At 37.1% G+C, this 23,234-nt stretch carries 23 protein-coding genes; 22 read left to right on the forward strand and 1 reads right to left on the reverse strand.

Annotation, left to right across the window (positions count from 1 at the left end; all coding sequences use genetic code 11):
- Positions 1-233 precede the first annotated feature (233 nt).
- The 4 genes from JZO85_RS07910 (at position 234) to JZO85_RS07925 (ending at position 3,980) form a co-directional block, all read left to right on the forward strand.
- Positions 234-956, forward strand: a complete 723-nt coding sequence (locus JZO85_RS07910) for a hypothetical protein (RefSeq protein WP_207107961.1) — start codon at positions 234-236, stop codon at positions 954-956.
- 164 nt (positions 957-1,120) lie between these two features.
- Positions 1,121-2,173 (forward strand): hypothetical protein, encoded by a 1,053-nt coding sequence (locus JZO85_RS07915; protein WP_207107962.1) that lies wholly within the window; start codon positions 1,121-1,123, stop codon positions 2,171-2,173.
- The gene (locus JZO85_RS07920) at positions 2,174-3,421 is read left to right on the forward strand and encodes a tetratricopeptide repeat protein (RefSeq protein WP_207107963.1); all 1,248 of its coding nucleotides are present in this window, start codon (positions 2,174-2,176) and stop codon (positions 3,419-3,421) included.
- Between the two features lie 13 nt (positions 3,422-3,434).
- Positions 3,435-3,980 carry a YpiB family protein gene (locus JZO85_RS07925; RefSeq protein WP_207107964.1) on the forward strand — a complete coding sequence of 182 codons (546 nt, stop codon included), beginning with the start codon at positions 3,435-3,437 and terminating at the stop codon, positions 3,978-3,980.
- Between the two features lie 43 nt (positions 3,981-4,023).
- Here JZO85_RS07925 and JZO85_RS07930 read toward each other — a convergent pair whose 3' ends face one another.
- Positions 4,024-4,914, reverse strand: a complete 891-nt coding sequence (locus JZO85_RS07930) for a YitT family protein (protein ID WP_207107965.1) — start codon at positions 4,912-4,914, stop codon at positions 4,024-4,026.
- A 170-nt stretch (positions 4,915-5,084) separates the two neighbouring features.
- Between JZO85_RS07930 and JZO85_RS07935 the strand changes: the two genes are divergently transcribed.
- The 18 genes from JZO85_RS07935 (at position 5,085) to trmFO (ending at position 23,227) form a co-directional block, all read left to right on the forward strand.
- Positions 5,085-5,435, forward strand: coding sequence for a nucleotide pyrophosphohydrolase (locus tag JZO85_RS07935; RefSeq protein ID WP_207107966.1), 351 nt, complete (start codon positions 5,085-5,087; stop codon positions 5,433-5,435).
- On the forward strand, positions 5,432-6,649 hold the full coding sequence (locus tag JZO85_RS07940; RefSeq protein ID WP_207107967.1) for a CCA tRNA nucleotidyltransferase: 1,218 nt from the start codon (positions 5,432-5,434) through the stop codon (positions 6,647-6,649). The genes JZO85_RS07935 and JZO85_RS07940 overlap by 4 nt, the downstream gene beginning before the upstream one ends.
- On the forward strand, positions 6,646-7,023 hold the full coding sequence (locus JZO85_RS07945; RefSeq protein WP_207107968.1) for a thioesterase family protein: 378 nt from the start codon (positions 6,646-6,648) through the stop codon (positions 7,021-7,023). The genes JZO85_RS07940 and JZO85_RS07945 overlap by 4 nt, the downstream gene beginning before the upstream one ends.
- Before the next feature lie 58 nt (positions 7,024-7,081).
- Positions 7,082-7,534: a hypothetical protein gene (locus tag JZO85_RS07950; protein WP_207107969.1), complete on the forward strand. Its 453-nt coding sequence runs from the start codon at positions 7,082-7,084 to the stop codon at positions 7,532-7,534.
- A gap of 286 nt (positions 7,535-7,820) precedes the next feature.
- Entirely contained in the window at positions 7,821-9,695 is a 1,875-nt protein-coding gene (locus JZO85_RS07955; protein ID WP_207107970.1) for an ABC-F family ATP-binding cassette domain-containing protein, read from the forward strand.
- Between the two features lie 71 nt (positions 9,696-9,766).
- Positions 9,767-10,264, forward strand: a complete 498-nt coding sequence (locus tag JZO85_RS07960; protein ID WP_207107971.1) for a dihydrofolate reductase — start codon at positions 9,767-9,769, stop codon at positions 10,262-10,264.
- Positions 10,265-10,370: 106 nt separating this feature from the next.
- On the forward strand, positions 10,371-11,210 hold the full coding sequence (locus JZO85_RS07965; RefSeq protein ID WP_207107972.1) for a DegV family protein: 840 nt from the start codon (positions 10,371-10,373) through the stop codon (positions 11,208-11,210).
- Positions 11,211-11,261: 51 nt separating this feature from the next.
- A complete protein-coding gene (locus tag JZO85_RS07970; RefSeq protein WP_207107973.1) occupies positions 11,262-12,113 on the forward strand; it encodes an SGNH/GDSL hydrolase family protein in 852 nt (283 codons plus the stop codon).
- On the forward strand, positions 12,113-12,727 hold the full coding sequence (locus JZO85_RS07975; protein ID WP_207107974.1) for a YpmS family protein: 615 nt from the start codon (positions 12,113-12,115) through the stop codon (positions 12,725-12,727). Before JZO85_RS07970 ends, JZO85_RS07975 begins: the two co-directional genes overlap by 1 nt.
- 27 nt (positions 12,728-12,754) lie before the next feature.
- Complete coding sequence (locus JZO85_RS07980; protein ID WP_207107975.1) at positions 12,755-12,976, forward strand: YozE family protein; 222 nt, start codon at positions 12,755-12,757, stop codon at positions 12,974-12,976.
- Between the two features lie 82 nt (positions 12,977-13,058).
- Positions 13,059-14,477 (forward strand): S41 family peptidase, encoded by a 1,419-nt coding sequence (locus JZO85_RS07985; protein WP_207107976.1) that lies wholly within the window; start codon positions 13,059-13,061, stop codon positions 14,475-14,477.
- A 46-nt stretch (positions 14,478-14,523) separates the two neighbouring features.
- On the forward strand, positions 14,524-15,072 hold the full coding sequence (gene lepB / locus JZO85_RS07990) for a signal peptidase I (RefSeq protein ID WP_207107977.1): 549 nt from the start codon (positions 14,524-14,526) through the stop codon (positions 15,070-15,072).
- A 138-nt stretch (positions 15,073-15,210) separates the two neighbouring features.
- Positions 15,211-16,218, forward strand: a complete 1,008-nt coding sequence (locus tag JZO85_RS07995; RefSeq protein WP_207107978.1) for a C45 family autoproteolytic acyltransferase/hydrolase — start codon at positions 15,211-15,213, stop codon at positions 16,216-16,218.
- 983 nt (positions 16,219-17,201) lie between these two features.
- Positions 17,202-18,050 carry a ribosome biogenesis GTPase YlqF gene (gene ylqF, locus JZO85_RS08000; RefSeq protein ID WP_207107979.1) on the forward strand — a complete coding sequence of 283 codons (849 nt, stop codon included), beginning with the start codon at positions 17,202-17,204 and terminating at the stop codon, positions 18,048-18,050.
- Positions 18,047-18,814 carry a ribonuclease HII gene (gene rnhB / locus JZO85_RS08005; protein ID WP_207107980.1) on the forward strand — a complete coding sequence of 256 codons (768 nt, stop codon included), beginning with the start codon at positions 18,047-18,049 and terminating at the stop codon, positions 18,812-18,814. Before ylqF ends, rnhB begins: the two co-directional genes overlap by 4 nt.
- A 58-nt stretch (positions 18,815-18,872) precedes the next feature.
- Positions 18,873-19,727 (forward strand): DNA-processing protein DprA, encoded by an 855-nt coding sequence (dprA, locus tag JZO85_RS08010; protein WP_207107981.1) that lies wholly within the window; start codon positions 18,873-18,875, stop codon positions 19,725-19,727.
- Between the two features lie 101 nt (positions 19,728-19,828).
- On the forward strand, positions 19,829-21,907 hold the full coding sequence (topA, locus tag JZO85_RS08015; RefSeq protein ID WP_207107982.1) for a type I DNA topoisomerase: 2,079 nt from the start codon (positions 19,829-19,831) through the stop codon (positions 21,905-21,907).
- Positions 21,908-21,928: 21 nt separating this feature from the next.
- Positions 21,929-23,227 carry an FADH(2)-oxidizing methylenetetrahydrofolate--tRNA-(uracil(54)-C(5))-methyltransferase TrmFO gene (trmFO, locus tag JZO85_RS08020; protein ID WP_207107983.1) on the forward strand — a complete coding sequence of 433 codons (1,299 nt, stop codon included), beginning with the start codon at positions 21,929-21,931 and terminating at the stop codon, positions 23,225-23,227.
- Positions 23,228-23,234 lie beyond the last annotated feature (7 nt).

Here is a 23,234-nt window from a genome sequence, read left to right on the forward strand (position 1 = left end):
GTCATAACGGTTTTTTGTCTGAAAAATAGAAATAGATATTTCTGATGTTTATTTCTACGTTCGTTGGCTATTTCATCTAAATTATAACTTAATTTTTATTTTACGAAAGGCTTTACATACGATAAAATGGAGTAGAGCGTTTTACTTTTTTGTTTTATCCGCATAGTGAACTTATAGAAAATGGTATACTGATTAATATAAAAATTTTTAGAAAGAAGAAGGAAGGTGAAGCGATGTCAAAGGAACGACTTTTCTACGCCAAGAAAAATGATTCTTGGCATTCATATGATTTTCTTAGGCAAAGACAAAATGATCCTAGGTGGCGACAGGCCTTTTTAGAAGCAGATGCATTGCTAGAGCAGGAAGATAAAAAAAGGAAACGTCGCAACTTTATAATATTACTGGTATCAGTTCCGTTGTTATTGATCATCGTATTGGTTGGGTTGTATTTTTATGGATCTTCAGATGAAGAGATTATTCCAAAGCGAGAAGTAAGTTTGAATAACTCTACTTCAATCTCTTCTACGATAACAGATGCCTCCGAAACAATTGATACATCAAGTGTTGGACAGGTATTGACAACGCCGTGGGGAGAGCAGGTGACTGTTTTGCGAGTCTTGTCAAACGGAGAACGGGTTATTAAAGAAGGATATTCGCCTTCAGATTTGAATGGTGACGGTTTGCTGACTTTTGAAGAGTTATCAAAAGTAGAAGAGCAGGCGAACCAAGGAAATCAACAACAATATCAGCAACAAACGCCGCAGCAAGGTCAGAACTATCAGCAAGAACAATATGATCAACAACAAACACCACAGCAGAGCCAAAATAATCAACAACAGACACCTCAGGAAAATCAACAGCAGGGTGTGCCAAATCAATCTAATTTGCAGCAAGCTCCTTCAAATCATGATGGAGAATCAACTCATAATCAACAAAATGCTCCGCAAAGTCACTAAATGAACAGAACTAAATTAGTATTGAATTTGCAACTAATTAATTTTAAAATCCGGATTCTTTTTTTATTCTTATAATAATGAAAGAGAAATGTCTTACAGCCTTTCGCAGATTTGTTGCGAGAGGTTTTTTTGTAGTATAAAATAAAGAAAACGGGGTGACTGTGATGGAAGTATTGTATCGAAATAAGCAAAATGAGACCTTGATCATTTATGGGGAAACTGTCGCTTCAATGATGCGCAAAAAGAATTTGCAAAATAAACAAATTCTTTTTTGTGGAAATCAGCGTTATTATGATTTATTCGCAGAAAAACTGCGTCAATTTATTCCGAAAACTAGTTCTCATGATTGGTTTATTACACCTAATAATCGCTACTGCAATACGATGGAAAATTTTCAAGAATTGATTCACTTTCTTGATCGTTTCAGTCGACAAAAAGAAACGATTTTTCTTGGAATTGGAAATGAGGGGGCTCTTGAACTGCTAGGATTTACTCATCATGTATCGAATTTTCAAGCAGAATTGTGTTTTTTGCCCGTTTCATTACGATCATTCGCCCAGAGTTTATCATTTGTTGATCAGATTGTCTCAGACAAAAATTTAATGACAGTAATGGAGATTGAAGAAGTACCACGAAATATTTTGTTTGATCATACTTTGGCGGATCAGCAAAAAACTGGGAAAATGGTCGATCTTTTAACATTGATTAATTGTGGGATCGTTTGTGACTACACATTTCTGCAAAATTTGTATGTGAATTTTCCAACGCGTGATGCTTTATTGCAACATTCTTTTTCGGCTTTTAGTGAAACACTTATTAATTTTTATCAGGAAAATAGTAGACAGCTTCGTCGCTTTGGAAAAACCTTTGAGAAAGCTTTCTTTCAAACAGAGAATGGTTCACTATTGTCAAGCAGTATGAAGACGATGTTTGGCCTGCTTTTTGAACTAGCTTGGAATGTAATAGCAAGCGATCTTCATTTCAATTTCAAAAATTTTATGATATGGTTGGTGCGATTAGGGTTTCCTATTACGATACCTGAAGGAATCTCATTAGCTGATTATGGTCAGCAAGTGATTGCTTTAGCAAAGGAAAAACCTTTAGATGGGCTAATCCAAATCGGCGTGGTTGGTACAAGTAAAATACCGACTCAAAAAGAGTTACTTCGAACGTTTGAAATGTATCAAAAAATAGTAACAGAGATCAGGGGAGAATAGATGTCAAGTTATAGTGAAAAAATGCTTTCAGCATTGAGGAACGAGAATTTAACAGAAGCAAATCGGATGTTGGAAGAGGCATTAAGGAAGGATGAACCGGAAATCTTAGCTAGTTTGGCTGAAGAGTTGCAAAGCTTAGGGTTTCTAGAAGAAGCAAAGCGTATTTTGGAAAAACTATTGAAAGATTTTCCTGAAGAAGATATCTTTTATCTTTCATTAGCCGAAATTGCTATTGAAAATGACGATATTGATGGTGCCTTTGAGTACTTAGAAAGAATCCAGCCTGAAAGTGAAAATTATTTAGAGAGTCTATTAGTAATAGCTGATCTGTATCAAGTTTTAGGGATTCCAGAAGTCAGTGAAGCAAAACTGTTACAAGCAAAAACCATTGCCCCGGAGGAGCCGCTGATTACTTTTGCTTTGGCGGAATTACATTTTTCTGCTAACCAGTTAGGGGAAGCAATCAACGATTACAGTCTGCTTCAGAAGCAAGGGCTAGAGGAAATCGCCAATATTTCCATCGATGAAAGAATCGGAGCGGCCTATAGCATGATGGGGGGCTTTGAAGAAGCTATCCCATTCTTGGAACGGGCGTTAGAAAAGGAACGTACCGCTGATCGTTTATTCCAAATAGGTTTTATTTATTACCAATTACACGATCATCAGAAAGCCATCAATTATTTACAAGAATTGATTACTCTTGACCCGCAATATCAAAGTGGCTATTACTATCTTGCCGATAGTTTGAAAGAAGAGGAGCTACTTGAGGAGGCATTGGTTGCTGCTGAGGAAGGGATCAAAGAGAATCCTTATCAAGTGGAATTGTTGCACTTAGCCTCCGAAATTGCGTATCGACTTCGTGATAGCAAAAAGGCAGAGGAACTGTTAGTACAAGCACTTGATTCCGGGGATAAAACTGATGAAACTTTGTTGACGTTAAGTAATCTCTACCTCAATGAAGAGCAGCCAGACAAAGCTATCGAAATGATTAGTCAGATGGATGAAGAAGATAATCCTTATGCTTCATGGAATTTGGCACAAGCCTATAATGAATTAGAAGATTTCAATGCTGCCCGTACTTTTTATAAGCAGGCCTACGAAGATTTGGCTCATGAACCGGATTTTTTAAAGTCTTATGGTCTATTTTTGCGCGAGGATGGTCAATTAGAGTCTGCAAGAGCTATTCTTACGAGTTATTTACAACTAGAACCTAGTGATTTAGAAGTACAGTCATTATTAGAAGAATAGAGAGGTGAGAAAAATGATCGATGTAGGTGAAAAACGTGAATTTCTCGTATGGTTGATCAATAATGTAAGCTTTCAACGCCGCGAAGTGATTTGGATTTTGAATTACTTAATTAATCATGAAGCAATTTTACGAAATGTCCATATTGTAGAGCAAGCCTTGGAAACAAAGAGAGGATTGGTTTTTCGGGATATTACTCAGCGTGAAGAGCCGATGATGTTCTCAATCGAAGGGCATCAATTTTCCAACAGTGACCAAATTTTTCATGAAATTCGTCTGCATTGGCAACAGCCCTTATATTTGGAGTGTGTTTTTCCGAACTCTTGGCAAAACGCTCAATATTTATCGGTACTCGAAGACAATCCTGCACTCTCTTGGAATGATAACGTTAGTGAAGAGATTGTGACAGAGGTTGAAAACTATTTGAAGTTTCAGGAACAAGAAGCACAAGTTGATTTATTGAAAAAACAAATTGATATGGCTTTAGAAGACGGCGACAAAGAAGCATTTCTAATTTTGTCAGATGAATTAAACAGGCTAAAATTAACGTTACATGAATAAAAAATACCGCAGACAATGGTTTATTTTTGTCTGCGGTATTTTTTTAATTGCTTCGCTTTAAAGTAAACCTACGACGTTGCGGCCTCAAATAGGTAAAACCTTCACCTTCAACGTCATGTACATTACTGATCAATATGAAGGCTTTTTCGTCCACAGAGTGGATGATTTTTTTAACTTCATTAATTTCCTGTTGAGAAACTACGATATATACAATGCGTTTTAGCTCTGAAGAGAAGCCTCCCTCTCCATGAAGATAGGTAACTCCACGTTCTAAATGTGCCATCAATAACTCTGCGATTACATTGCTCTCATTAGAGATGATCATCACACCCTTAGCTGCATATCCTCCAGATGAAAGCATATCAACTACTTTACTAAATACAAAAGATACGATCAACGTATACATCATTCGTTTCAAATCTAAATAGGTCAGCGAGCAAATCAAAACGATAATATCAAAAACCAGTAATGATTTTCCCATTGTAAAACCTATCTTTTGCTCTAAAATTCGAGCGATAACATCTGCTCCACCTGTCGTTCCGCCATTCCGATAAACCAAACCGCTTCCAAATCCAGCAAATAAACCAGCTAGAATAGACACGATAAACAAATCATGATCAAGGTTGATTTGTAGAGGAATTCTCTGCCAGATCCATAAAAAGACAGATAAGCAAACGGTTCCTAAAATTGTGTAGTAGAATGATCGTTTACCCAAAATTTTTCCACCAATTAAAATCAATGGAATATTAATAATCAATGTTGTATAAGCAGGATCAATGCCAAAAAGAGCTCGAATGATCAAGGTAATACCAGTGACCCCACCTTCAGCTAAGTGATTCGCAATATTCAAATAAACAAGACCAAATGCATAAATGGCTGTTCCTACCACAATAAAAAGAATTTCCTTGATCCGTGTAGACATAGTCGTTTCCATACGACACCTCCTGAGATTTATTGGATAAAACAAACTTAGTCAAGAAACTGATCAGACCTTCGTCACAATCAAATTTAGTCCTCAATCAACATAGCATGAATTTAAGATAGTTACAACAACATGATAGGAAACAAATCTGTTTTTTGATAAGATAGGTTTGAGGTGGTTTGATGAATGAAAAGACAATGAAAATCATGCAAAAAGAAGTTGATGATTATATACAACAATTCAAAACAGGTTATTTTTCTCCATTGGGTCAAATGGCTCGACTAACCGAGGAAGTAGGAGAACTGGCTCGTGAAGTAAATCATCATTATGGCGAAAAGAAGAAGAAAGATTCTGAGAAACCAAAAACAGTTGAAGAAGAGCTTGGCGATGTACTATTTGTTACAATTATTATGGCAAATTCTATGGGCATTGATTTAACAGAAGCTTTTGAACGGAATATGGAAAAATTCAATCAACGTGACCGCTTTCGTTTTGAACGGAAGGATGGTCTGACTGAAGGTGATATTGAATGAGACTCGAAGCCTTTCCTTTAGAATTTCAAGGAGCAATGCCGATTTTACGCAAATTACAAAGTGCCGGCTATGAAGCTTATTACGTTGGTGGCAGTGTTCGTGACATTCTTCTAAATAAGCCGATTCATGATGTAGATATCGCAACTAGTGCTTTTCCGGCAGAAGTGAAGGAGTTGTTCCACCGGACAATCGATGTGGGGATTGATCATGGCACTGTAATGGTAATCACAAAAGAAGCAACATATGAAGTCACAACTTTTCGGACAGAGTCAACTTATCAAGATTACCGTCGTCCGGATCATGTGGAGTTTGTTCGGTCATTGAAGGAAGACTTGAAACGACGAGATTTTACGATTAATGCTTTAGCTGTGGGTATCGACGGGACCATAATCGATCTTTTTGACGGATTAGATGATTTAAGAAACAAAGTTTTACGTGCAGTAGGAAATCCTTATGAACGTTTTCACGAAGATGCTTTACGAATGATGCGTGCATTACGTTTTGTCAGTCATTTGGGATTTACTTTAGAGCCCAACACATTTGAAGCCATCCAAGAATATCATTCTTTATTAGCTAAAATTTCGACTGAACGAATCAATGTTGAATTTGTAAAACTGATGATGGGCTCCTTTCGAGAAGCAGGCTTGCGTTCTTTTGTAGAATCGGAATGTTACATCTATTGTCCCGGGTTACGTTCTTATGGCGAGGCACTCTTAAATTTTTCTGAACTTCGGGGTCCAGCGATCCCGACGGAGCGTCAAGCTTGGACATTATTGATGGCGATGCTTGATATGAATATCACGGATATTCGTCACTTTATGAAAGAATGGAAATGTTCGAATCAATTGATTCGAGAAGTGACTCAAATGGTCCCTGCACTGCAGTTTCGATTGAAATATGAGTGGGATAATTGGACACTGTATCAATTAGGTAGAGAACTGGCGTTATCAGTAGAATACCTTCTATACTATTTCGAACGCGAACCCAATTTAGAAAAAATTCGCTTGCTTTATCAATATTTGCCTATTTATTCACTAAAAGATTTAGCATTAAAGGGAAATGAAGTAATGGAATATTTTGATTATCCGCGCGGTCCATGGATCAGTATGATCTTGAATGTTTTAGAGCAAGAAGTAATCGAAGGAAATCTAAAAAATCAAAAGGAAGATTTACTGAATTATGCGGAAGGATATTTAAAAAAGGAGATGTCATGAAAAAACTAACTAAACAGTATCGAGTATTAGAAAATCAGACAGCCTTAGCAATGGGATCGGGAGATCTTGAAGTTTTGGCTACACCGGCATTAGTAGCATTGATGGAAAATTGCGCAAAGGAGTTACTGTCTCCTCAACTTTCAGATTTTCAAACAAGTGTTGGGGTCAAGGTGGAATTAAAACATCTGGCTCCAACAGCTGTAGGTGCGAATGTTGAAGTTGAAGCAGAAATGCATGAATCTAATACTAATAAAATTTCTTTTTCTATAAAAGCCTTTGATGGGGAACAATTAGTCGGGGAAGCAAAGCATCAAAGAGTGATTGTTGAAACTTCAACTTTCCTAAAAAAAATGAAGTCTAAGCACAACATGTGACCGTTTACTCAAGGTGTGCTAAACTTGGTTTTAGATTAGTAGTGAGGAGAATGTAGAAATGGCAAGAGAAATGACAGCGTTAAAATTCTATTTCCGTAATGGTGAAACATGGACGATTGATCGTCGTTACATTGGTGATTTATGGATCAAACAAATTACGACTAGTTTTGGAAGAATTCATGGTAGCGAGTTCGTAGAAATTCATCCTTGTGCCGGATTTAAGATTGAAATTTATCAAGAAGGCGACCATGTTCAGACAACAGACATTAATTTGGGTGGTTTAGAATTAGGAATGTTTGAACGTGCTCGTAAGTTCGAAGATATTGAACGAATGGAAATCATTTATCGTGCAGGTCACCCTGATTCAGTTTATTTTCCTTATAAGGACAAAGACAATGAAGGTCTCGATAACGTTTACCAATCAACAAAAGTTTCTGAAAAAACAAAAAGTCTATATATTGTTATTGATCCAACAAAAACTGTTGATGAAGTTTATGGTGAGCAATTCTAAAAAAGAAGCGACAAGTTTCCGATAAGGAAGCTTGTCTTTTTTATCCATTAAATGAGGTAGCAAGTAAATTATTTAACTGTCTGCAGAAAAAAATCGAATGAGTGATTAAAAATTATCTCGTTGTTGTAGCAAAGTGAATGATTGATCTAATAACTATGAATTACAAATATACGGCACATTAGACAACTATAAAACAAAAAAACTATTTGCATATTATAGCGGCGAAGTTTCACTTCTCTTGCGTTTTTTGTTACAATAACGAAGAGAAATTTGAGGATGGTTCGAGATGAAAGAATTGAAAGTTGTAGAATTATACAAAACATTTGGTGATAAAACTTTATTTGACCGTATTTCCTTTTTAATTCATGAAAAGGATCGAATCGGATTGATCGGAGTTAATGGTACAGGTAAATCAAGTTTATTAACCATTTTAGCTGGTAAGGATAGTGGCGATGGGGATATTTCGGCGATTGATAAGGCCAGTGATTATCGAATCGGTTACTTAGCACAAGGTCAAAATTTTTCCAATGATTTATTAGTTTTAGACGCTGTTTTTCAAGGTAATAATCCATTGATGCAAACGGTACGTGAATACGAGAAGGCTTTGTTGGAATTGTCGAACGCTAATAATAGTGAAACACAACGAAAGTTTACGTTGGCTGAAGAAGCGATGAACAAGCAAGACGCTTGGACAGCAGATAGTGAAGCGAAAGCAATACTGAATAAATTAGGCATAGATACCTTGGATAAAAAAATTGGAGAGCTTTCAGGAGGGCAAATAAAACGGGTGGCATTAGCGCAAGTTTTAATTGATGCACCAGACTTATTGTTATTAGATGAGCCTACAAATCATTTGGATTATGACGCGATCCAATGGTTAGAAAACTATTTGAAAAATTATACTGGCGCACTTTTGATGGTTACCCACGATCGTTATTTTTTAGACCGCGTAACAAATCGAATTTTTGAGTTGTCTTTTGGTAACCTCTATGAATATCAAGGAAATTATGAAGCTTATTTAGTAGAGAAGGCAGAACGTGATCGGATCGCAATTGAGCAAGAGGGTAAAAGAAAACAATTATATAAGCAAGAGTTGGCTTGGATGCGTGCAGGTGCAAAAGCGCGGACAACTAAACAGCAGGCGCGGATTAATCGATTTGAGGATTTAAAAGACAACTTACATCAAGTGAATAATGATGATCAGCTTGAGATGAATATCGCCACGACACGTTTAGGAAAAAAAGTTCTGGAATTAAAACAAGCTTCTTATTCTATTAACGGAAAAACGATTCTAGATCATTTTGATCTTTTGATCCAAACAAAAGAGCGCTTGGGAATAACCGGAAAAAATGGAGCTGGGAAATCTACTTTGTTAAATATTTTGGCTGAACGAGTCCCATTAAATGACGGTTTGATTGAGATTGGAGAGACTGTTCGCCTAGCATACTATACTCAGCAAAACGAAACATTGGATCCTAACAAGCGAATGATTGCCTATTTACAAGAAGCTGCCGAAGAAGTGACGCAGCGAGATGGTTCACATATTAGTGTAGCAGAAATATTAGAACGTTTTCTGTTCCCACGGTTTATGCATGGAACGTTGATTGGTAAATTATCTGGCGGAGAAAAAAGGCGTCTTTATTTGTTGAAGCTGTTGATTCAACAGCCGAATGTTTTATTGTTAGATGAACCGACCAACGATTTAGATATCGCTACTTTAACAGTTTTGGAAGATTATCTGCGCGACTTTTCTGGAGCAGTAATTACAGTTTCACATGATCGCTATTTTTTAGACAAAGTTGCTGAAAAATTGTTAATCTTTGAAGGTAACGGTTTAATTATTTCTTATTTTGGTTCTGTTGTTGATTACTTGAACCAACAAACGTTAGTCAAGGATGACAAAATTATTAAGACAAAACCTCAACCAAAAGAACGGAAGAAAAAGCTTTCCTATAATGAGCAAAAAGAATGGGAGACAATAGAAGATGACATTGCTTTTTTAGAAGACAAAATAGTTGAATTAACAGAAGCGATGAATCATCAAGGGGATGACTTTACTAAATTGCAAGCTCTTCAAAAAGAAATAGATCAGAGTGAACAGCTATTAGAAGAAAAGATGATGCGTTGGGAGTATCTAAGTGAAATTGTTGAAGACAGCTAATTGGATTTATAAGGTAACCATTGGTTAAAATTTAAAAACTGAGTTCATGACTATGTAAATGGAGGAGTATTATGCTGATCGCTATTTGGGCACAAGATAAGAATGGTTTGATTGGTAAGAATAATCACTTACCATGGCATCTGCCAAATGATCTACGCTTTTTTAAAGAAACCACGCTCAGTCACACTTTGGTGATGGGACGTAAAACATTTGAAGGAATGGGAGGGCGACCATTGCCTGACCGAAAAACGATCGTATTAACTCGAGATATGGATTATCATGCCGAAAATATAATAGTTATGCATTCATTAGGTGAAGTTCTTGCCTATGATAGAGACAATAAAGGAAAAACTTTTATTGCGGGAGGCTCTGCCATCTATACAGAATTCTTACCTTATTGTGAAAAAATCTACCGAACTTTTATTGAAGCTAGCTTTGAGGGTGACGCCTATTTTCCAACGGTACTTTGGAATAAATGGCAGCTATTAGAACGAAAACAAGGTAAAAGAGATGAAAAAAATCCTTATCGTTATTATTTCGAGACATATGGAAGAACCGGAGCTTTTTAACATGTTTTTTCAGGATTTGTAAAGAAATAGTTTCAAGAATGATTTATTTCATGAGGTTTGATATACTGAAATTAATTTGAAACTAGGTATGGAAAGAAGGATCATAATGCCAAATGTTAAAATTGTAACCGACTCATCTTGTACGATTGAAAAAGCAGTTCGAGATGAATTAAATATTACTGTTATCCCATTATCAGTGATGATGGATGATGTAGTTTATCCAGATGATGATGATTTAACTGGAGAGCGCTTTATGGAAATGATGGCACGGGCCAAAAATCTACCGAAAACTAGTCAACCACCGATCGGCTATTTTGCGGAATTGTATGATGAACTAGGAAAAGATGGGAGTTCTATTGTCTCCATTCATATGTCTCATACATTGAGTGGCACTGCAGAAGCGGCACGTCAAGCGACCTTTTTAAGCAGCAGTAATGTAACTGTAATTGATTGTGGTTTTATCGACCAGTCTCAAGCGTTTCAAGTAATAGAAGCAGCTAAATTGGCTCAATCGGGAGCAAGCCTTGATGAAGTATTGTCGGGAGTAGAGCGGGTGAAGGACCATAGCAAACTATTCATTGGAATATCTTCGCTTGACAACCTTGTAAAAGGTGGTCGTATCAGCCGAGTAGCCGGGGTAATATCAAGTGTACTTAATATGCGTGTAGTCATGGAGCTTGAAGATGGTGAATTGTTGCCAATAACAAAAGGCCGAGGTAAGAAGACATTCAGTAAGTGGTTTGGAACATTTATGGATGAGTTAACAAAAGTAAATGTGAAACAAATTGGTATTTCTTATGCCGGTAAGCTAGACTTTATTGATGAAGCTAAGCAAGCATTGCAGGAAATGTTCCCAGATATGCACATTCCAGTTTTGCACACGAATCCGATTGTTGCTACACATACGGGACCAGGTGCTTTTGCTATCATGTATTATACAGATTAGTTGAACCTGCCTCTAGCAATAGAGGCGTTTTTTTACGAAGGAGCAGGATGAATGAAACGTTTTGCAACATTACTAATTCCACTAGCGACTGCTGTGGTTACTTTACTTGTTCTCTTTTTAACTATACCTAAAGCTGAACCTCGAATTCACGTGGTAAGAAGTGAAAATCAAAATTATAAGAAGTCTGTCCATCTGGTTGCAGTTGGGGACTCATTGACTGAAGGCGTCGGTGATGAAACAAAGCGTGGAGGATATGTCCCATTGGTCGCAGATGCTTTACAGCAGAAATATGAACTATCTTCTGTTGAAAAAGACAACTATGGTGTTTCTGGTGAACGTAGCGATCAAATCTTAAAACGGGTGAAAAAAGATTCTGATTTACAGAATAGTCTAGCTAGTGCAGATATTATTACTATGACAGTTGGAGGAAATGATCTTTTTCAGGCATTTCAAAAAAATCTTAACGCAAAAACTGCTAAGCAATTTGATCGGTCAATCAAAAAATATGGCAAGCAGGTTAGTGAAATTTTAGCCGAAATGCGAGAGCTAAATCCAAAAGCACCAATTTATGTTGTGGGTATTTATAATCCTTACTATTTAAATTTTCCAGAGATCAAAGCGATGCAGACAGTTGTAGATAATTGGAATGATGAAACTGAAAAATTGACAAAAGAAACAACAAATTGCTTCTTTATTCCAGTAAATGATCTATTATATAAAGGAATCGCAAACAAGGATACAAAGTCGACGAGTGAAAGTTCAAGTTCTGAGGTTAAGAATAATGCACTTTATGATGAGGATAATTTTCATCCGAATAATTTGGGTTATCAATTGATGGCGACGGCTATTCGAGATAAAATAGTGGACACGAAAGATTTATGGCTAATAAAGGAGAGCAATTAATGGAAGATACGAAGAAAAAAATCAACGGTTGGAAAATTGCTTTTCTTGTTTTAATTGGTATCATTTTGGGTGGGATCATTTTTTCTACTGTAAGAATATTTACCGCAAGGGAAACGAACCTACCGCCAAGCAGTGAAACGACTGTACCTAAAGGATCACCTGTTTTATCAATGAATACCAATAAGAAAAAGCTAAATACCGTGATGGAATACTTTTTAAACGATTTACAAAAAGGTTCAGATGTTAAGTATGAATTTTACTTAGAAAATCAAGCTATGTTAAAAGGCGAGTTTAAAATTTTAGGTGCAAAAGTTGACTTTTATCTTTATTTTGATCCATATGTTATGGATAATGGCAATGTTCAACTGAAGGCACGGGATTTGTCGATTGGCTCTTTAAATTTGCCGGTGAGTCAAGTGATGGCGACAGTCAAACGCGGATACAAATTTCCTAAATGGGTATCCATTGATCCTGAAGAACAAACGATTGTTTTGAAATTGAATGAGTTCAAATTAAATAACGGTTTGTTTATCAGAGCAAACCACATTGATCTTGTAGGTGATGATATTCAATTCAGTTTATATTTACCAAAACAAAAGAAAACAAACAATTGATCATTAGTAATCATCGAGGTGAAAAAAATGAGAAGAAGCTTTTATCACTATATTCTGACTCAACGGGGCCACAATCTCCATGATCCTGTCGAAGCTTTTGCCGGAGCAGTAGCAAAAGATATCACATTTCCAAAACACTCCGAGGATTATCATGAGATTACAGACTATTTAGAATTAAGTGTCGATTATTTAGACTCGATGGATCTTTTTGATCAAGTTTGGGATAAATATCTAGAAAACAATAAATAATTAAGAAGGAAAAGTTGTAGAAGGCTTTTCCTTTTTTTTCTAGCATGCTATCATGAAAAAAAGGGTGAAAGGAAAATGCGCCTTGCAGAAAAAAACGCTACCTGTATCGATTTTTTTAATATCGATCGTATGTACTATTGTTATAACGGCAATAGTAACTCATTTTATTGAACAGAAACAAGCAATGGATAATGATTCAGTTGTTAAAATTAAACGAAGCGATTTAGATGATGTGCAAGATTTGTATGATTTAATCAGTACGAATTATGTTGATAAAGTTGATAAGGAACGGCTAATTCAGGGAGCCCTGAACGGAATGACTGAGTCCTTGCAAGATCCCGAATCTGAATTCTTAACAGCAAAGGAAACCCAAGAATTAAATGCAAAAGTAGCAGGAAGCTTTGAAGGAATTGGAGCAAACTTACAACTTGAAAATCGATTGCCTGTAATTGACCGAGTACCTGTTAAAAACTCTCCAGCTGAAAAGGCAAAATTAAAAGCTAAAGATATCATTCTTGAAGTAGACGGGAAAAAGACTCAGGATAAATCTCTAGATCAAGTATCTAGCATGATTCGCGGGAAAAAGGGCACGCAAGTCAAATTGTTGATCCAACGGGGCAACGAGGAGTTTGAAGTGTCGCTCGAGAGAGATGTTGTACCTGAAGATACAGTTAAAGGAGAACTTGATAAGAAAGACCCAACGATTGGATCAATTCAAATCGATAACTTTCGCGAAACAACAGCGCTAGAATTTCGTACAATTATCGAACGCTTGCGTAAAGAAGGTACTAAGTCATTTGTTATCGATTTACGACAGAATTCTGGCGGATTAATGGCAGAAGCTGAACGTATTGCGAGTTATTTTTTGGACAATGGGGACACTATTGCTCAATTTTCAAATAACAAGAAAGTTATTTCAATCGACAAAGCTGGTAAAAAGATTGATCAAGGATTCAAGGTTAAAGAGCCTACTGTTTTTTTAGTTGATCAAGAAAGTTCTTATGGAGCTGAGTTATTAGCTGCAGCAGTCAAAAATAAAAATTATCCGATAATTGGCGTAAATACCTTTGGAAAAGGCAGCGTACAGAGTCTCACTCAGATTGGAAAGAATAATTATGTTCAGTTAACGATCATGAAATGGTTTGCTCCAGATGGGACCTCAGTGGAAGGAAAAGGTGTTGCGCCGACTATCGAAGCTGACTATCCAGAATATGCCAAGCTTCCTCCTATTTCGAAGCAATCAAATTGGCGTATTGGAGATTCTGGTGATGCAGTAAAAAATATTAATACTATGCTTAAAGCGTTAGGCTATCCGACAGAAGGTAATTTATTCAACGAAGCTACAAGAGATGCTGTAGCAGAAATCCAGACGGAGAATAACTTGTCTGCTACGGGGGCATTGGATGATAAGACAATCGATGTTTTACAAGAAAAAGTATTTGAACTTGTTAAATCTAATGATGTCGCCTATGCTAAAGCTGTAGAAACTCTGAAAAAGTAAGCAATGGAGCTTAATTAACTGCTTTTAGTTACAGGGAGGGGACTAATTGAAAAATTTCTTTACAAGAAACCATTTATGGTTGGGTGTCAAATATTTCTTAATCTCTCTCTTTGTTGGAGTAGTAGTTCGCGGGTTCTTATTGATTCCTGTTCCCGTAACGGGAAATTCGATGGATCAGACCCTAAAACAGGGAGATATGGTCTTAATGGAAAAGTTCAGCAAAGTTCAGCGTTTTGATGTAATTGTTTTTCAACAACCAGATGGGACAATTTATATAAAACGCGTGATTGGTTTGCCAGGTGACGAAATTCGATATGAAAAAGATCAACTTTATATTAATGGCGAAAAGGTTTCAGAGTCTTTTTTAACTAACAATCGAAATCATGATCATCAAGTTTCTCCTTATACGACGGATTTTCAATTAGATGAACTTTTAGGAGAGCATCAGTTGCCCCAAAATGAGTATTTTGTATTAGGAGATAATCGGAGAATCTCTAAAGATAGTCGCTCATTTGGTACAGTTCGAAGCAAAGATATTTTAGGTAAAGCCCAGGCTGTATATTATCCATTGACACATATAAAAATTATTTCGTAAAAGATGGGTGCACCCATCTTTTTTGTTTGTATAAAAATTGAAAAAAGTTCTCATTTTTTTTAATTGAAGTTAAATTTTTATTACGTTACTCTTGATATAGGAAGTCGACTCCTAATTAACTGAGAAGGAGATAAGGTCATGTATCATGCACGATTCAAAGGAACTCACTATGAAATAGGAAGAAAATGGGGAGAGTTGCTGAGAAAGAATAATAAATACTTGCTGGATAATATTCCTTTTGAAATCACTAAAGAGATGGAAGCATTCTCAAAAGAATGTTTGCCCTATTATAAAGATTTTTTTCCAGGAGTCATTGAAGAAATTAATGGAATAGCTAAAGGTCAGCTAATAGATCCAAATTTGTTGTATGCTATACTTTTTTCAATGTATGGACTTGTTCGGGCAACAAACTGTTCAAGCTTTATTGTAAAAAATGAACGAACATACTTGCTTGGTAGAAACAGCGATTTTTTGACGGCTATAGAAAAAATGTATATGAACTGTTTATACACATTTAAAGGACCTGATTCCTATTCATTTTCGGGAAATACGACAGCATTTGTAGAAATGGAGGATGGGATAAATCAGTGTGGATTGGCAATTGCTCTTACATCAGTTTTTCCTGATAGTATCAAACCAGGAATGAATGTTGGAATGATTTTGCGGATGATTCTGGAAAAGTGTCAGAATGTTGAACAAGCATTGGAATTACTGAAGAGAATTCCGCGATGTACCGCTGGAACATTAGTAATGGCAGACTTATCTGGTGAAGCTTGTTTGGTTGAATTTACAAATGATCGATTGGTTCATTGTTCTTTAAATGAAAAAGGCTTTCTTTGTGCTACGAATAGTTTTCACTTGCCAGAAATGCAAGCATTTAAAATATCATTGGACGACGATTGGTTTGCAGAAAAACGCTACCGAACATTGGAACAATATTTAGCCGAACATGGTCAAACCATGAGTATACCTGAAGCAAAAAAATTATTGGGTGGGGATTTAGGTTTTCTCTGTCAATATGATCGTAAAACGGGAAAGGATACGGTTTGGTCTTCTATCTATGATTTAAAAAATAATCAAGTTTTTCGATGTGAGGGCAATCCATCACGAAAACAATTTAAAGAAGATTCACGATTTATTTTCTAAACAAATTAATGAATGCAAAGAAGGAGTGATAAAAATTTGTCACTCTTTTTCTATTGTGTGCCAGGCATGGCACTTATCTAGCTGGTGAAAGTCCAGTCGCGGGTAGTTACCGCCAAGCGTAGTGAACCACAAGCCGAAATCAGTGATGATGGGGTGAAGGAAGTGGTGTAGCGAATCTTACGAGCCTACGAACAGAAACTTGATGAGGCCAAATGGTGGATAAGGTGGCAATGCAAACCAAAGTCCAAAAGGTAAACGTAAAACCAAGACGGTAAATCAAGAGGTTGTGGAGAGAAAGATAAGTGTCTTACCCTGGGAGATCTTGTGGACGCCTAAGCACGAGAGGCTTTAAAATCAGTAATCGTTAATGACGGTCGAAAAAGGTTCACCACAAGAAGTCAGCTGAGGTCATAGTAGTTGCTAAACCGAAGGCAATGAAGGACTTAATGACTGTATAGTGTGACTCGCTATGTGAAAATGCCCAGAGAATCCGAAAATGAGGATACCCCAGCCCAATGCAACGTAACGATTGATGGGAAAAGTAGTGGGGATGCTTCTGGGATCATCTACGAATAGAGGAGGAACAGCGAATGCGCAATCGTGAACAATACAGATGTAGCGCCGTATACGAGATCCGTACGTACGGTGCAATGGGAGGGGCGGAATTTATTTCCCCTCTACCCTATTATAATTGAGTATTCCAAAAATTGTATTGACATTTAAGCAAACTGAATATAAATAGTTGAAAAGTATGTTCAAGTAAAAAAATGGAGGAGAGAGAGCGCAAAAAAAGATAGTTATGATACAATAGCGTGTGGAAATAAAAGCTCTCAAACTATAATTGAAAAGCGAGTCAACTTAAAGGTGGCATGAGAGTTCATTGAATCTAATGGATTTTACAAAATTTAAAATGCTTACGGGACGTATACTTTAATGAAACAGAAAACTAAGGCTAATATTACTATTTCAAGGAGGAATTTACTATGACTATTCAATGGTTTCCTGGACATATGGCTAAAGCCAGACGGGAAGTTGCTGAAAAGCTAAAATTTGTCGATATCGTGTATGAATTAATCGATGCTCGTTTACCATTATCTTCACGCAATCCGATGTTAGACCAAATTGTACAGCAAAAGCCGCGATTGATTTTGTTAAATAAATCTGATTTAGCAGATCCTAATCAAACAAATTTATGGTTAAACTATTTTCGAGATCAAGGACATCACATACTTGCACTGACCGCTAAAGATGATAGAAGTGTCAAACAAATTGTACCCGCTAGTAAAAAAGTTTTGGCAGAAAAAATGGCCCGTGATAAAGAAAGAGGATTGAAACCTCGTGCTATTCGTGCAATGGTTTTAGGTATTCCTAATGTAGGAAAATCCACCTTATTAAACCATTTAGCAGGAAAGAAAATCGCTAGCACGGGTAACCGTCCAGGCGTCACTAAAGGACAACAGTGGTTGCGTTTTGGCTCTCAACTAGAATTACTGGATACACCTGGAATTTTGTGGCCTAAATTTGAAGATCCTGCTGTTGGAAAAAAATTAGCATTGACGGGAGCAATTAAGGATGATCTTTTGCATCTGGATGATTTAGCACTTTATGAATTAGAGATTTTTTGCCGCTTCTATCCAGAGCAATTAAAGATACGCTATAAATTAACAGACGATGATTTATTTATGTCGTTACCAGAATTATTATTATTAATTTCTGAGAAACGCGGGTTTAAGGATGACTATGAACGAGCAAGCGAGATGCTAATCCTTGAGCTGCGCCAGGGTAGGCTAGGACGTTATACATTAGATCGATTTGAGGAGCTGAGTGAATGATAGAAAAATTATCAATCAGTGCAATAAAGACTGAAATCAATAAAATTATTTCGACAGATGACCCTCGTTTGGCGGAATTTCAGCAGGATTCACGCAAAGGTGTGCAGCAAGCTCTAGCTCAATGGCAAAGACGGCAAGAAAAAAAAGCTGCTTTAGTTCAAAAATATCAGGATATGTCAGTTTTTGAGGATGAAAAAAAAGCCCTGGGTTTTCAAGCGATTTGCGGTATTGATGAGGTTGGCCGTGGACCACTAGCTGGTCCTGTAGTTGCAGCAGCGGTTATCTTGAATGATGAGCATGAAATCTTAGGATTAAACGATTCAAAACAGCTTTCAGCACACAAACGTGAAGAGCTTGTTGCTGAAATTAAAAGGAATGCACGAGCTATTGGTATTGGTGAAGCAACAGCTGATGAAATCGATCAACTAAATATTTATCAAGCGACTAAAGTTGCTATGCAGCGAGCAATCGATCAGTTGGAGCTTGCTCCAGATTGTTTATTGATAGATGCGATGGTTTTGGATAATGGGTTGCCACAAGAAAAAATTATTAAGGGTGATGCGCGTTCCGTATCCATCGCTGCTGCAAGTATCATCGCAAAAGTTTATCGAGATGAGTGGATGGCAAATTATGGGAAAGATTTTCCAGCGTATGGATTTGCAAAAAATGCTGGATATGGAACGAAAGAGCATTTAAAAGCCATTGAAAATGAAGGGATTTTACCAATTCATCGAAAAACTTTTGCACCAATTAAAAATTTATAAAATGAAATCCTTCTTTTTTTAGTATCTTTTTGTTAAAGAGCTGAAAAGAGGGATTTTTTTGAAAAATAAGTTTTTGTTACGTTTAAGTTTAACTAAAGGAATCGGTACATTCGGGAAACAGCAAATTTACAGATTTGCTAAGAGACATCAATGGTGGCAGTTTGATGAGCTAGAAATACGTTTATTAGCACAAACTACTAAGCCAAACAATTGGAACGAATGGACTGAAGACCGATTAAAAGAAATCGAAAGTACACACCAGTTTATTACTATCGAAGATGAAGAATATCCAGAGTCATTACGGCAGGTTCCAACTCCACCGCTGGTATTATTTTATAAAGGCAATTTGAACTTATTAAAAAGAGATATGCTGGCAATCGTAGGTGCTCGTAAAGCCACGAATTATGGTTATCAGGTTTTAAAAGAATTGATGCCAGACATTACTAAACGGGGATTTTCGATAGTCAGCGGATTGGCTAAAGGGATTGATAGTTTTGCTCATCAATTCGCTATTAGTAATCAAGGAAAAACAATTGGCGTGGTTGGAACTGGCTTAGATATTTGTTATCCTAAAACTAGCGGAAACTTACAAATTGAAATGAGTCAGAATCATTTAGTTTTAAGTGAATATCCTAACGGGACAATGCCGGCAAAATTTCACTTTCCTATGCGCAATCGAATCATCGCTGGATTAAGCAGTGGTGTTTTGGTAATAGAAGCAAAAAGAAGAAGCGGCTCGTTGATCACAGCACAACAAGCTTTAGATTATGGCAAGGATGTATTTGTAGTACCAGGTTCAATATTAGATGGGCGATCTAGCGGTTGTCATCAGTTGATTCAGGATGGGGCAATTTGTGTAGAAAAAACACAAGATATTTTTGATTCTTATGATTTGTGGAATAAAATTCACTAGACCTGACTTGACAAACAAAATTTGAATAGCGTATTATAGGCTACGATTTGTCAGTAGTTACCGATATATAATAGTAGAAAAAATTGAGGAGGCAAAAGCATTTGGCCTATAAATACCTAGTTATCGTGGAATCACCAGCAAAAGCAAAGACCATTGAAAAATATTTAGGAAGAAATTACAAAGTGGTAGCAAGTGTTGGACATGTTCGCGACTTGCCAAAAAGTAAAATGGGGATCGATGTTGAAAATAATTATGAACCTCATTATATTTCTATTCGCGGCAAAGGCGATGTTATCAAAAGTTTGAAGCAGGCAGCTAAAAAAGCACAAAAAGTTTATCTCGCAAGTGACCCGGATAGAGAAGGGGAAGCTATTGCCTGGCATCTCGCTTATTTATTAGGATTAGACTTAAAAGATAAAAATCGTGTAGTATTTAATGAAATTACAAAAGATGCAGTAAAAGCAGCTTTTAAGGAACCTCGTTCAATTGATGTCTCTTTAGTAGATGCGCAGCAGGCACGACGAGCATTGGATCGGCTAGTTGGTTATTCTATTTCACCAATTCTTTGGAAAAAAATCAAAAAAGGGTTAAGTGCTGGTCGTGTTCAATCGATTGCTTTGAAGATGATCATTGATCGGGAACAAGAAATTCGTGATTTTGTACCAGAAGAATATTGGAGTATTGATGGAAACTTCAAGAAAAAAGCAAAAAAATTTAAGGCTAATTTCTGGGGCGTTGATGGGAAAAAGAAAAAACTTCCTAACGCTGAAGCTGTGAAAGAAATTACCTCAAGAATTGATGGCAAGGACTATGAAGTTACCAAAGTTGAGAAAAAGGAACGAAAACGGAATCCGGCATTGCCTTTTACCACAAGTAACATGCAGCAGGAATCTGCACGCAAACTAAATTTCCGTACTAGAAAAACTATGATGGTTGCTCAACAATTGTATGAAGGAATCGCTTTAGGAAAACAAGGGACTGTTGGTTTAATCACGTATATGCGTACGGACTCGACTCGTATCTCAGATACAGCAAAGACCGAGGCAGCAGAATTCATTGAAAAGACCTATGGCAAAGAATATTCACAGCATCATGCTCGTAAAGCAAAAAATCCACAAGGCTCTCAAGATGCTCACGAAGCGATTAGGCCTACTAGTGTTCAACGAACACCTGATGAGATGAAGCAATATTTAGATAAAGATCAGTTAAAACTTTACACATTGATTTGGTCACGTTTTGTCGCTAGTCAAATGACCGCGGCAATTCTTGATACGATGAAAGTGACATTAGAACAAAACGGTGTGATTTTTATTGCCAATGGTTCTAAAATCAAATTCAAAGGATTTATGCAGGTCTATATCGAGGGGCGTGATGATGGCAAAGAGGATAAAGAAAATATCTTGCCTGAACTTGAGACAGGCGATGTTGTTCAATCTGTCAATATTGAACCGAAGCAACACTTTACTCAACCACCGGCTCGCTTTAGTGAAGCCACATTGATTAAAACGCTTGAAGAAAATGGCGTTGGTCGACCTTCAACTTATGCACCGACGCTAGACACGATCCAACGTCGCTATTATGTGAAATTGACGCAAAGACGTTTTGAGCCAACAGAGCTTGGTGAAATCGTCAATACTTTAATTGTTGATTTCTTCCCACAAATAGTAGATGTCAACTTTACTGCTGAGATGGAAAATGATCTGGATAAGGTTGAAGAAGGTAAGGAAGAATGGACAAGAGTGGTGGACCGTTTTTACAAACCGTTCGCAGTAGAGCTTGAAAAGGCCGAAGAAGGTATTGAAAAAATACAAATTAAAGATGAACCAGCTGGTTTTGATTGCGACGTTTGTGGTCATCCAATGGTGATTAAGTTGGGACGTTATGGGAAATTTTATGCATGCAGCAATTTTCCAGACTGTCGGAACACCAAACCAATCATTAAAGAAATTGGTGTTGAATGTCCAGTTTGCCATAAAGGACAAGTGGTAGAACGAAAATCAAAGAAAAATCGTTTGTTTTATGGATGCTCTCGCTATCCAGATTGTGACTTTACTTCTTGGGATAAACCAGTCGGCCGTAGCTGTCCAAAATGTGATGGATACTTAGTTGAGAAAAAAGTCAAAGGTGGCAAACAAGTTGTTTGTATTAACGGTGATTATGAAGAAGCAGTACAAAAATAATTTTGAATAAGTGAGGAATAGATGGTAAAAACAGTTAATGTTATCGGTGCTGGTTTAGCGGGGAGCGAAGCTGCATGGCAGCTAGCAGAAGCAGGTGTACCTGTTAATTTATACGAAATGCGGCCAGTAAAATCTACCCCCGCACATCATACTGAAAATTTCGCGGAGCTTGTGTGCAGCAATTCCTTACGCGGCAATGGCCTGACGAATGCAGTCGGCGTGTTAAAAGAAGAAATGCGGCGGTTAAATTCTGTGGTGATTACCTCTGCAGATGAGACAGCAGTACCTGCAGGTGGTGCTCTTGCCGTTGATCGTAATGATTTCTCCGCATTAATTACAAAAAAAATTAAAGAACATCCAATGATTACAGTCATCTCTGAAGAAGTAACTAATATCCCTGAAGGCATTACTATTATTGCTACAGGACCGTTAACTTCTGAAGCCCTTGCAGAGGAGATTGCGGAATATAATGGTTCACATGGATTTTACTTCTACGATGCGGCAGCCCCCATTCTTGATGGAGCTACTATAGATCGCGAGAAAGTTTATTTGAAATCTCGGTATGATAAAGGGGAAGCTGCCTATCTGAACTGTCCAATGACTGAAGAAGAATTCATGGTTTTTTATGAAGCCTTGATTGGAGCAGAAGTAGCTCCGCAAAAGGAGTTTGAGAAAGAAAAATTTTTTGAGGGCTGCATGCCAATTGAGGTTCTAGCAAAACGAGGTATCAAAACAATGCTGTTTGGACCAATGAAGCCGGTTGGTTTAGAAGATCCAAAGACTGGTAAACGCCCTTATGCGGTCATTCAGTTGAGACAAGATAATGCAGCAGCCTCTATGTACAACATTGTGGGTTTTCAAACTCATTTAAAATGGGGAGAACAGAAACGTGTCTTCCGTTTGATTCCTGGATTAGAAAACGTCGAGTTTTTACGCTATGGGGTTATGCATCGCAATAGCTTCATGAACTCACCAGAACTTCTTAAACCTACCTATCAAAGTAAAAAGCGAGAAAACTTATTTTTTGCTGGACAAATGACGGGTGTTGAAGGATATGTAGAAAGTGCTGGTAGTGGATTGGTGGCTGGATTGAATGCTGCTAGATTAGCGAAAGATGAAGCACTGATCGAGTTTCCTCGTGAAACTGCGCTTGGTTCGATGGCTTACTACATCACCCATGCGGAAGGTAAACATTTTCAACCGATGAATGCAAATTTCGGCTTATTTCCTGATTTGCCAGAACGAATACGTGATAAGAAGCTACGTTACGAAACATTGGCAACTAGAGCGTTAAATGCGTTAGCTGAAATGAATGGTTAAAAAATTT

It is taken from the genome of Candidatus Enterococcus murrayae, from assembly GCF_017315985.1.
Taxonomy (GTDB): Bacteria; Bacillota; Bacilli; order Lactobacillales; family Enterococcaceae; genus Enterococcus_A; species Enterococcus_A murrayae.

Coding starts and splice junctions, on each gene's coding strand:
- JZO85_RS07910 (WP_207107961.1), top strand. CDS start 234: ATGTCAAAGGAACGACTTTTCTACGCCAAGAAAAATGATTCTTGGCAT.
- JZO85_RS07915 (WP_207107962.1), top strand. CDS start 1,121: ATGGAAGTATTGTATCGAAATAAGCAAAATGAGACCTTGATCATTTAT.
- JZO85_RS07920 (WP_207107963.1), top strand. CDS start 2,174: ATGTCAAGTTATAGTGAAAAAATGCTTTCAGCATTGAGGAACGAGAAT.
- JZO85_RS07925 (WP_207107964.1), top strand. CDS start 3,435: ATGATCGATGTAGGTGAAAAACGTGAATTTCTCGTATGGTTGATCAAT.
- JZO85_RS07930 (WP_207107965.1), bottom strand. CDS start 4,914: ATGGAAACGACTATGTCTACACGGATCAAGGAAATTCTTTTTATTGTG.
- JZO85_RS07935 (WP_207107966.1), top strand. CDS start 5,085: ATGAATGAAAAGACAATGAAAATCATGCAAAAAGAAGTTGATGATTAT.
- JZO85_RS07940 (WP_207107967.1), top strand. CDS start 5,432: ATGAGACTCGAAGCCTTTCCTTTAGAATTTCAAGGAGCAATGCCGATT.
- JZO85_RS07945 (WP_207107968.1), top strand. CDS start 6,646: ATGAAAAAACTAACTAAACAGTATCGAGTATTAGAAAATCAGACAGCC.
- JZO85_RS07950 (WP_207107969.1), top strand. CDS start 7,082: ATGGCAAGAGAAATGACAGCGTTAAAATTCTATTTCCGTAATGGTGAA.
- JZO85_RS07955 (WP_207107970.1), top strand. CDS start 7,821: ATGAAAGAATTGAAAGTTGTAGAATTATACAAAACATTTGGTGATAAA.
- JZO85_RS07960 (WP_207107971.1), top strand. CDS start 9,767: ATGCTGATCGCTATTTGGGCACAAGATAAGAATGGTTTGATTGGTAAG.
- JZO85_RS07965 (WP_207107972.1), top strand. CDS start 10,371: ATGCCAAATGTTAAAATTGTAACCGACTCATCTTGTACGATTGAAAAA.
- JZO85_RS07970 (WP_207107973.1), top strand. CDS start 11,262: ATGAAACGTTTTGCAACATTACTAATTCCACTAGCGACTGCTGTGGTT.
- JZO85_RS07975 (WP_207107974.1), top strand. CDS start 12,113: ATGGAAGATACGAAGAAAAAAATCAACGGTTGGAAAATTGCTTTTCTT.
- JZO85_RS07980 (WP_207107975.1), top strand. CDS start 12,755: ATGAGAAGAAGCTTTTATCACTATATTCTGACTCAACGGGGCCACAAT.
- JZO85_RS07995 (WP_207107978.1), top strand. CDS start 15,211: ATGTATCATGCACGATTCAAAGGAACTCACTATGAAATAGGAAGAAAA.
- ylqF (WP_207107979.1), top strand. CDS start 17,202: ATGACTATTCAATGGTTTCCTGGACATATGGCTAAAGCCAGACGGGAA.
- rnhB (WP_207107980.1), top strand. CDS start 18,047: ATGATAGAAAAATTATCAATCAGTGCAATAAAGACTGAAATCAATAAA.
- trmFO (WP_207107983.1), top strand. CDS start 21,929: ATGGTAAAAACAGTTAATGTTATCGGTGCTGGTTTAGCGGGGAGCGAA.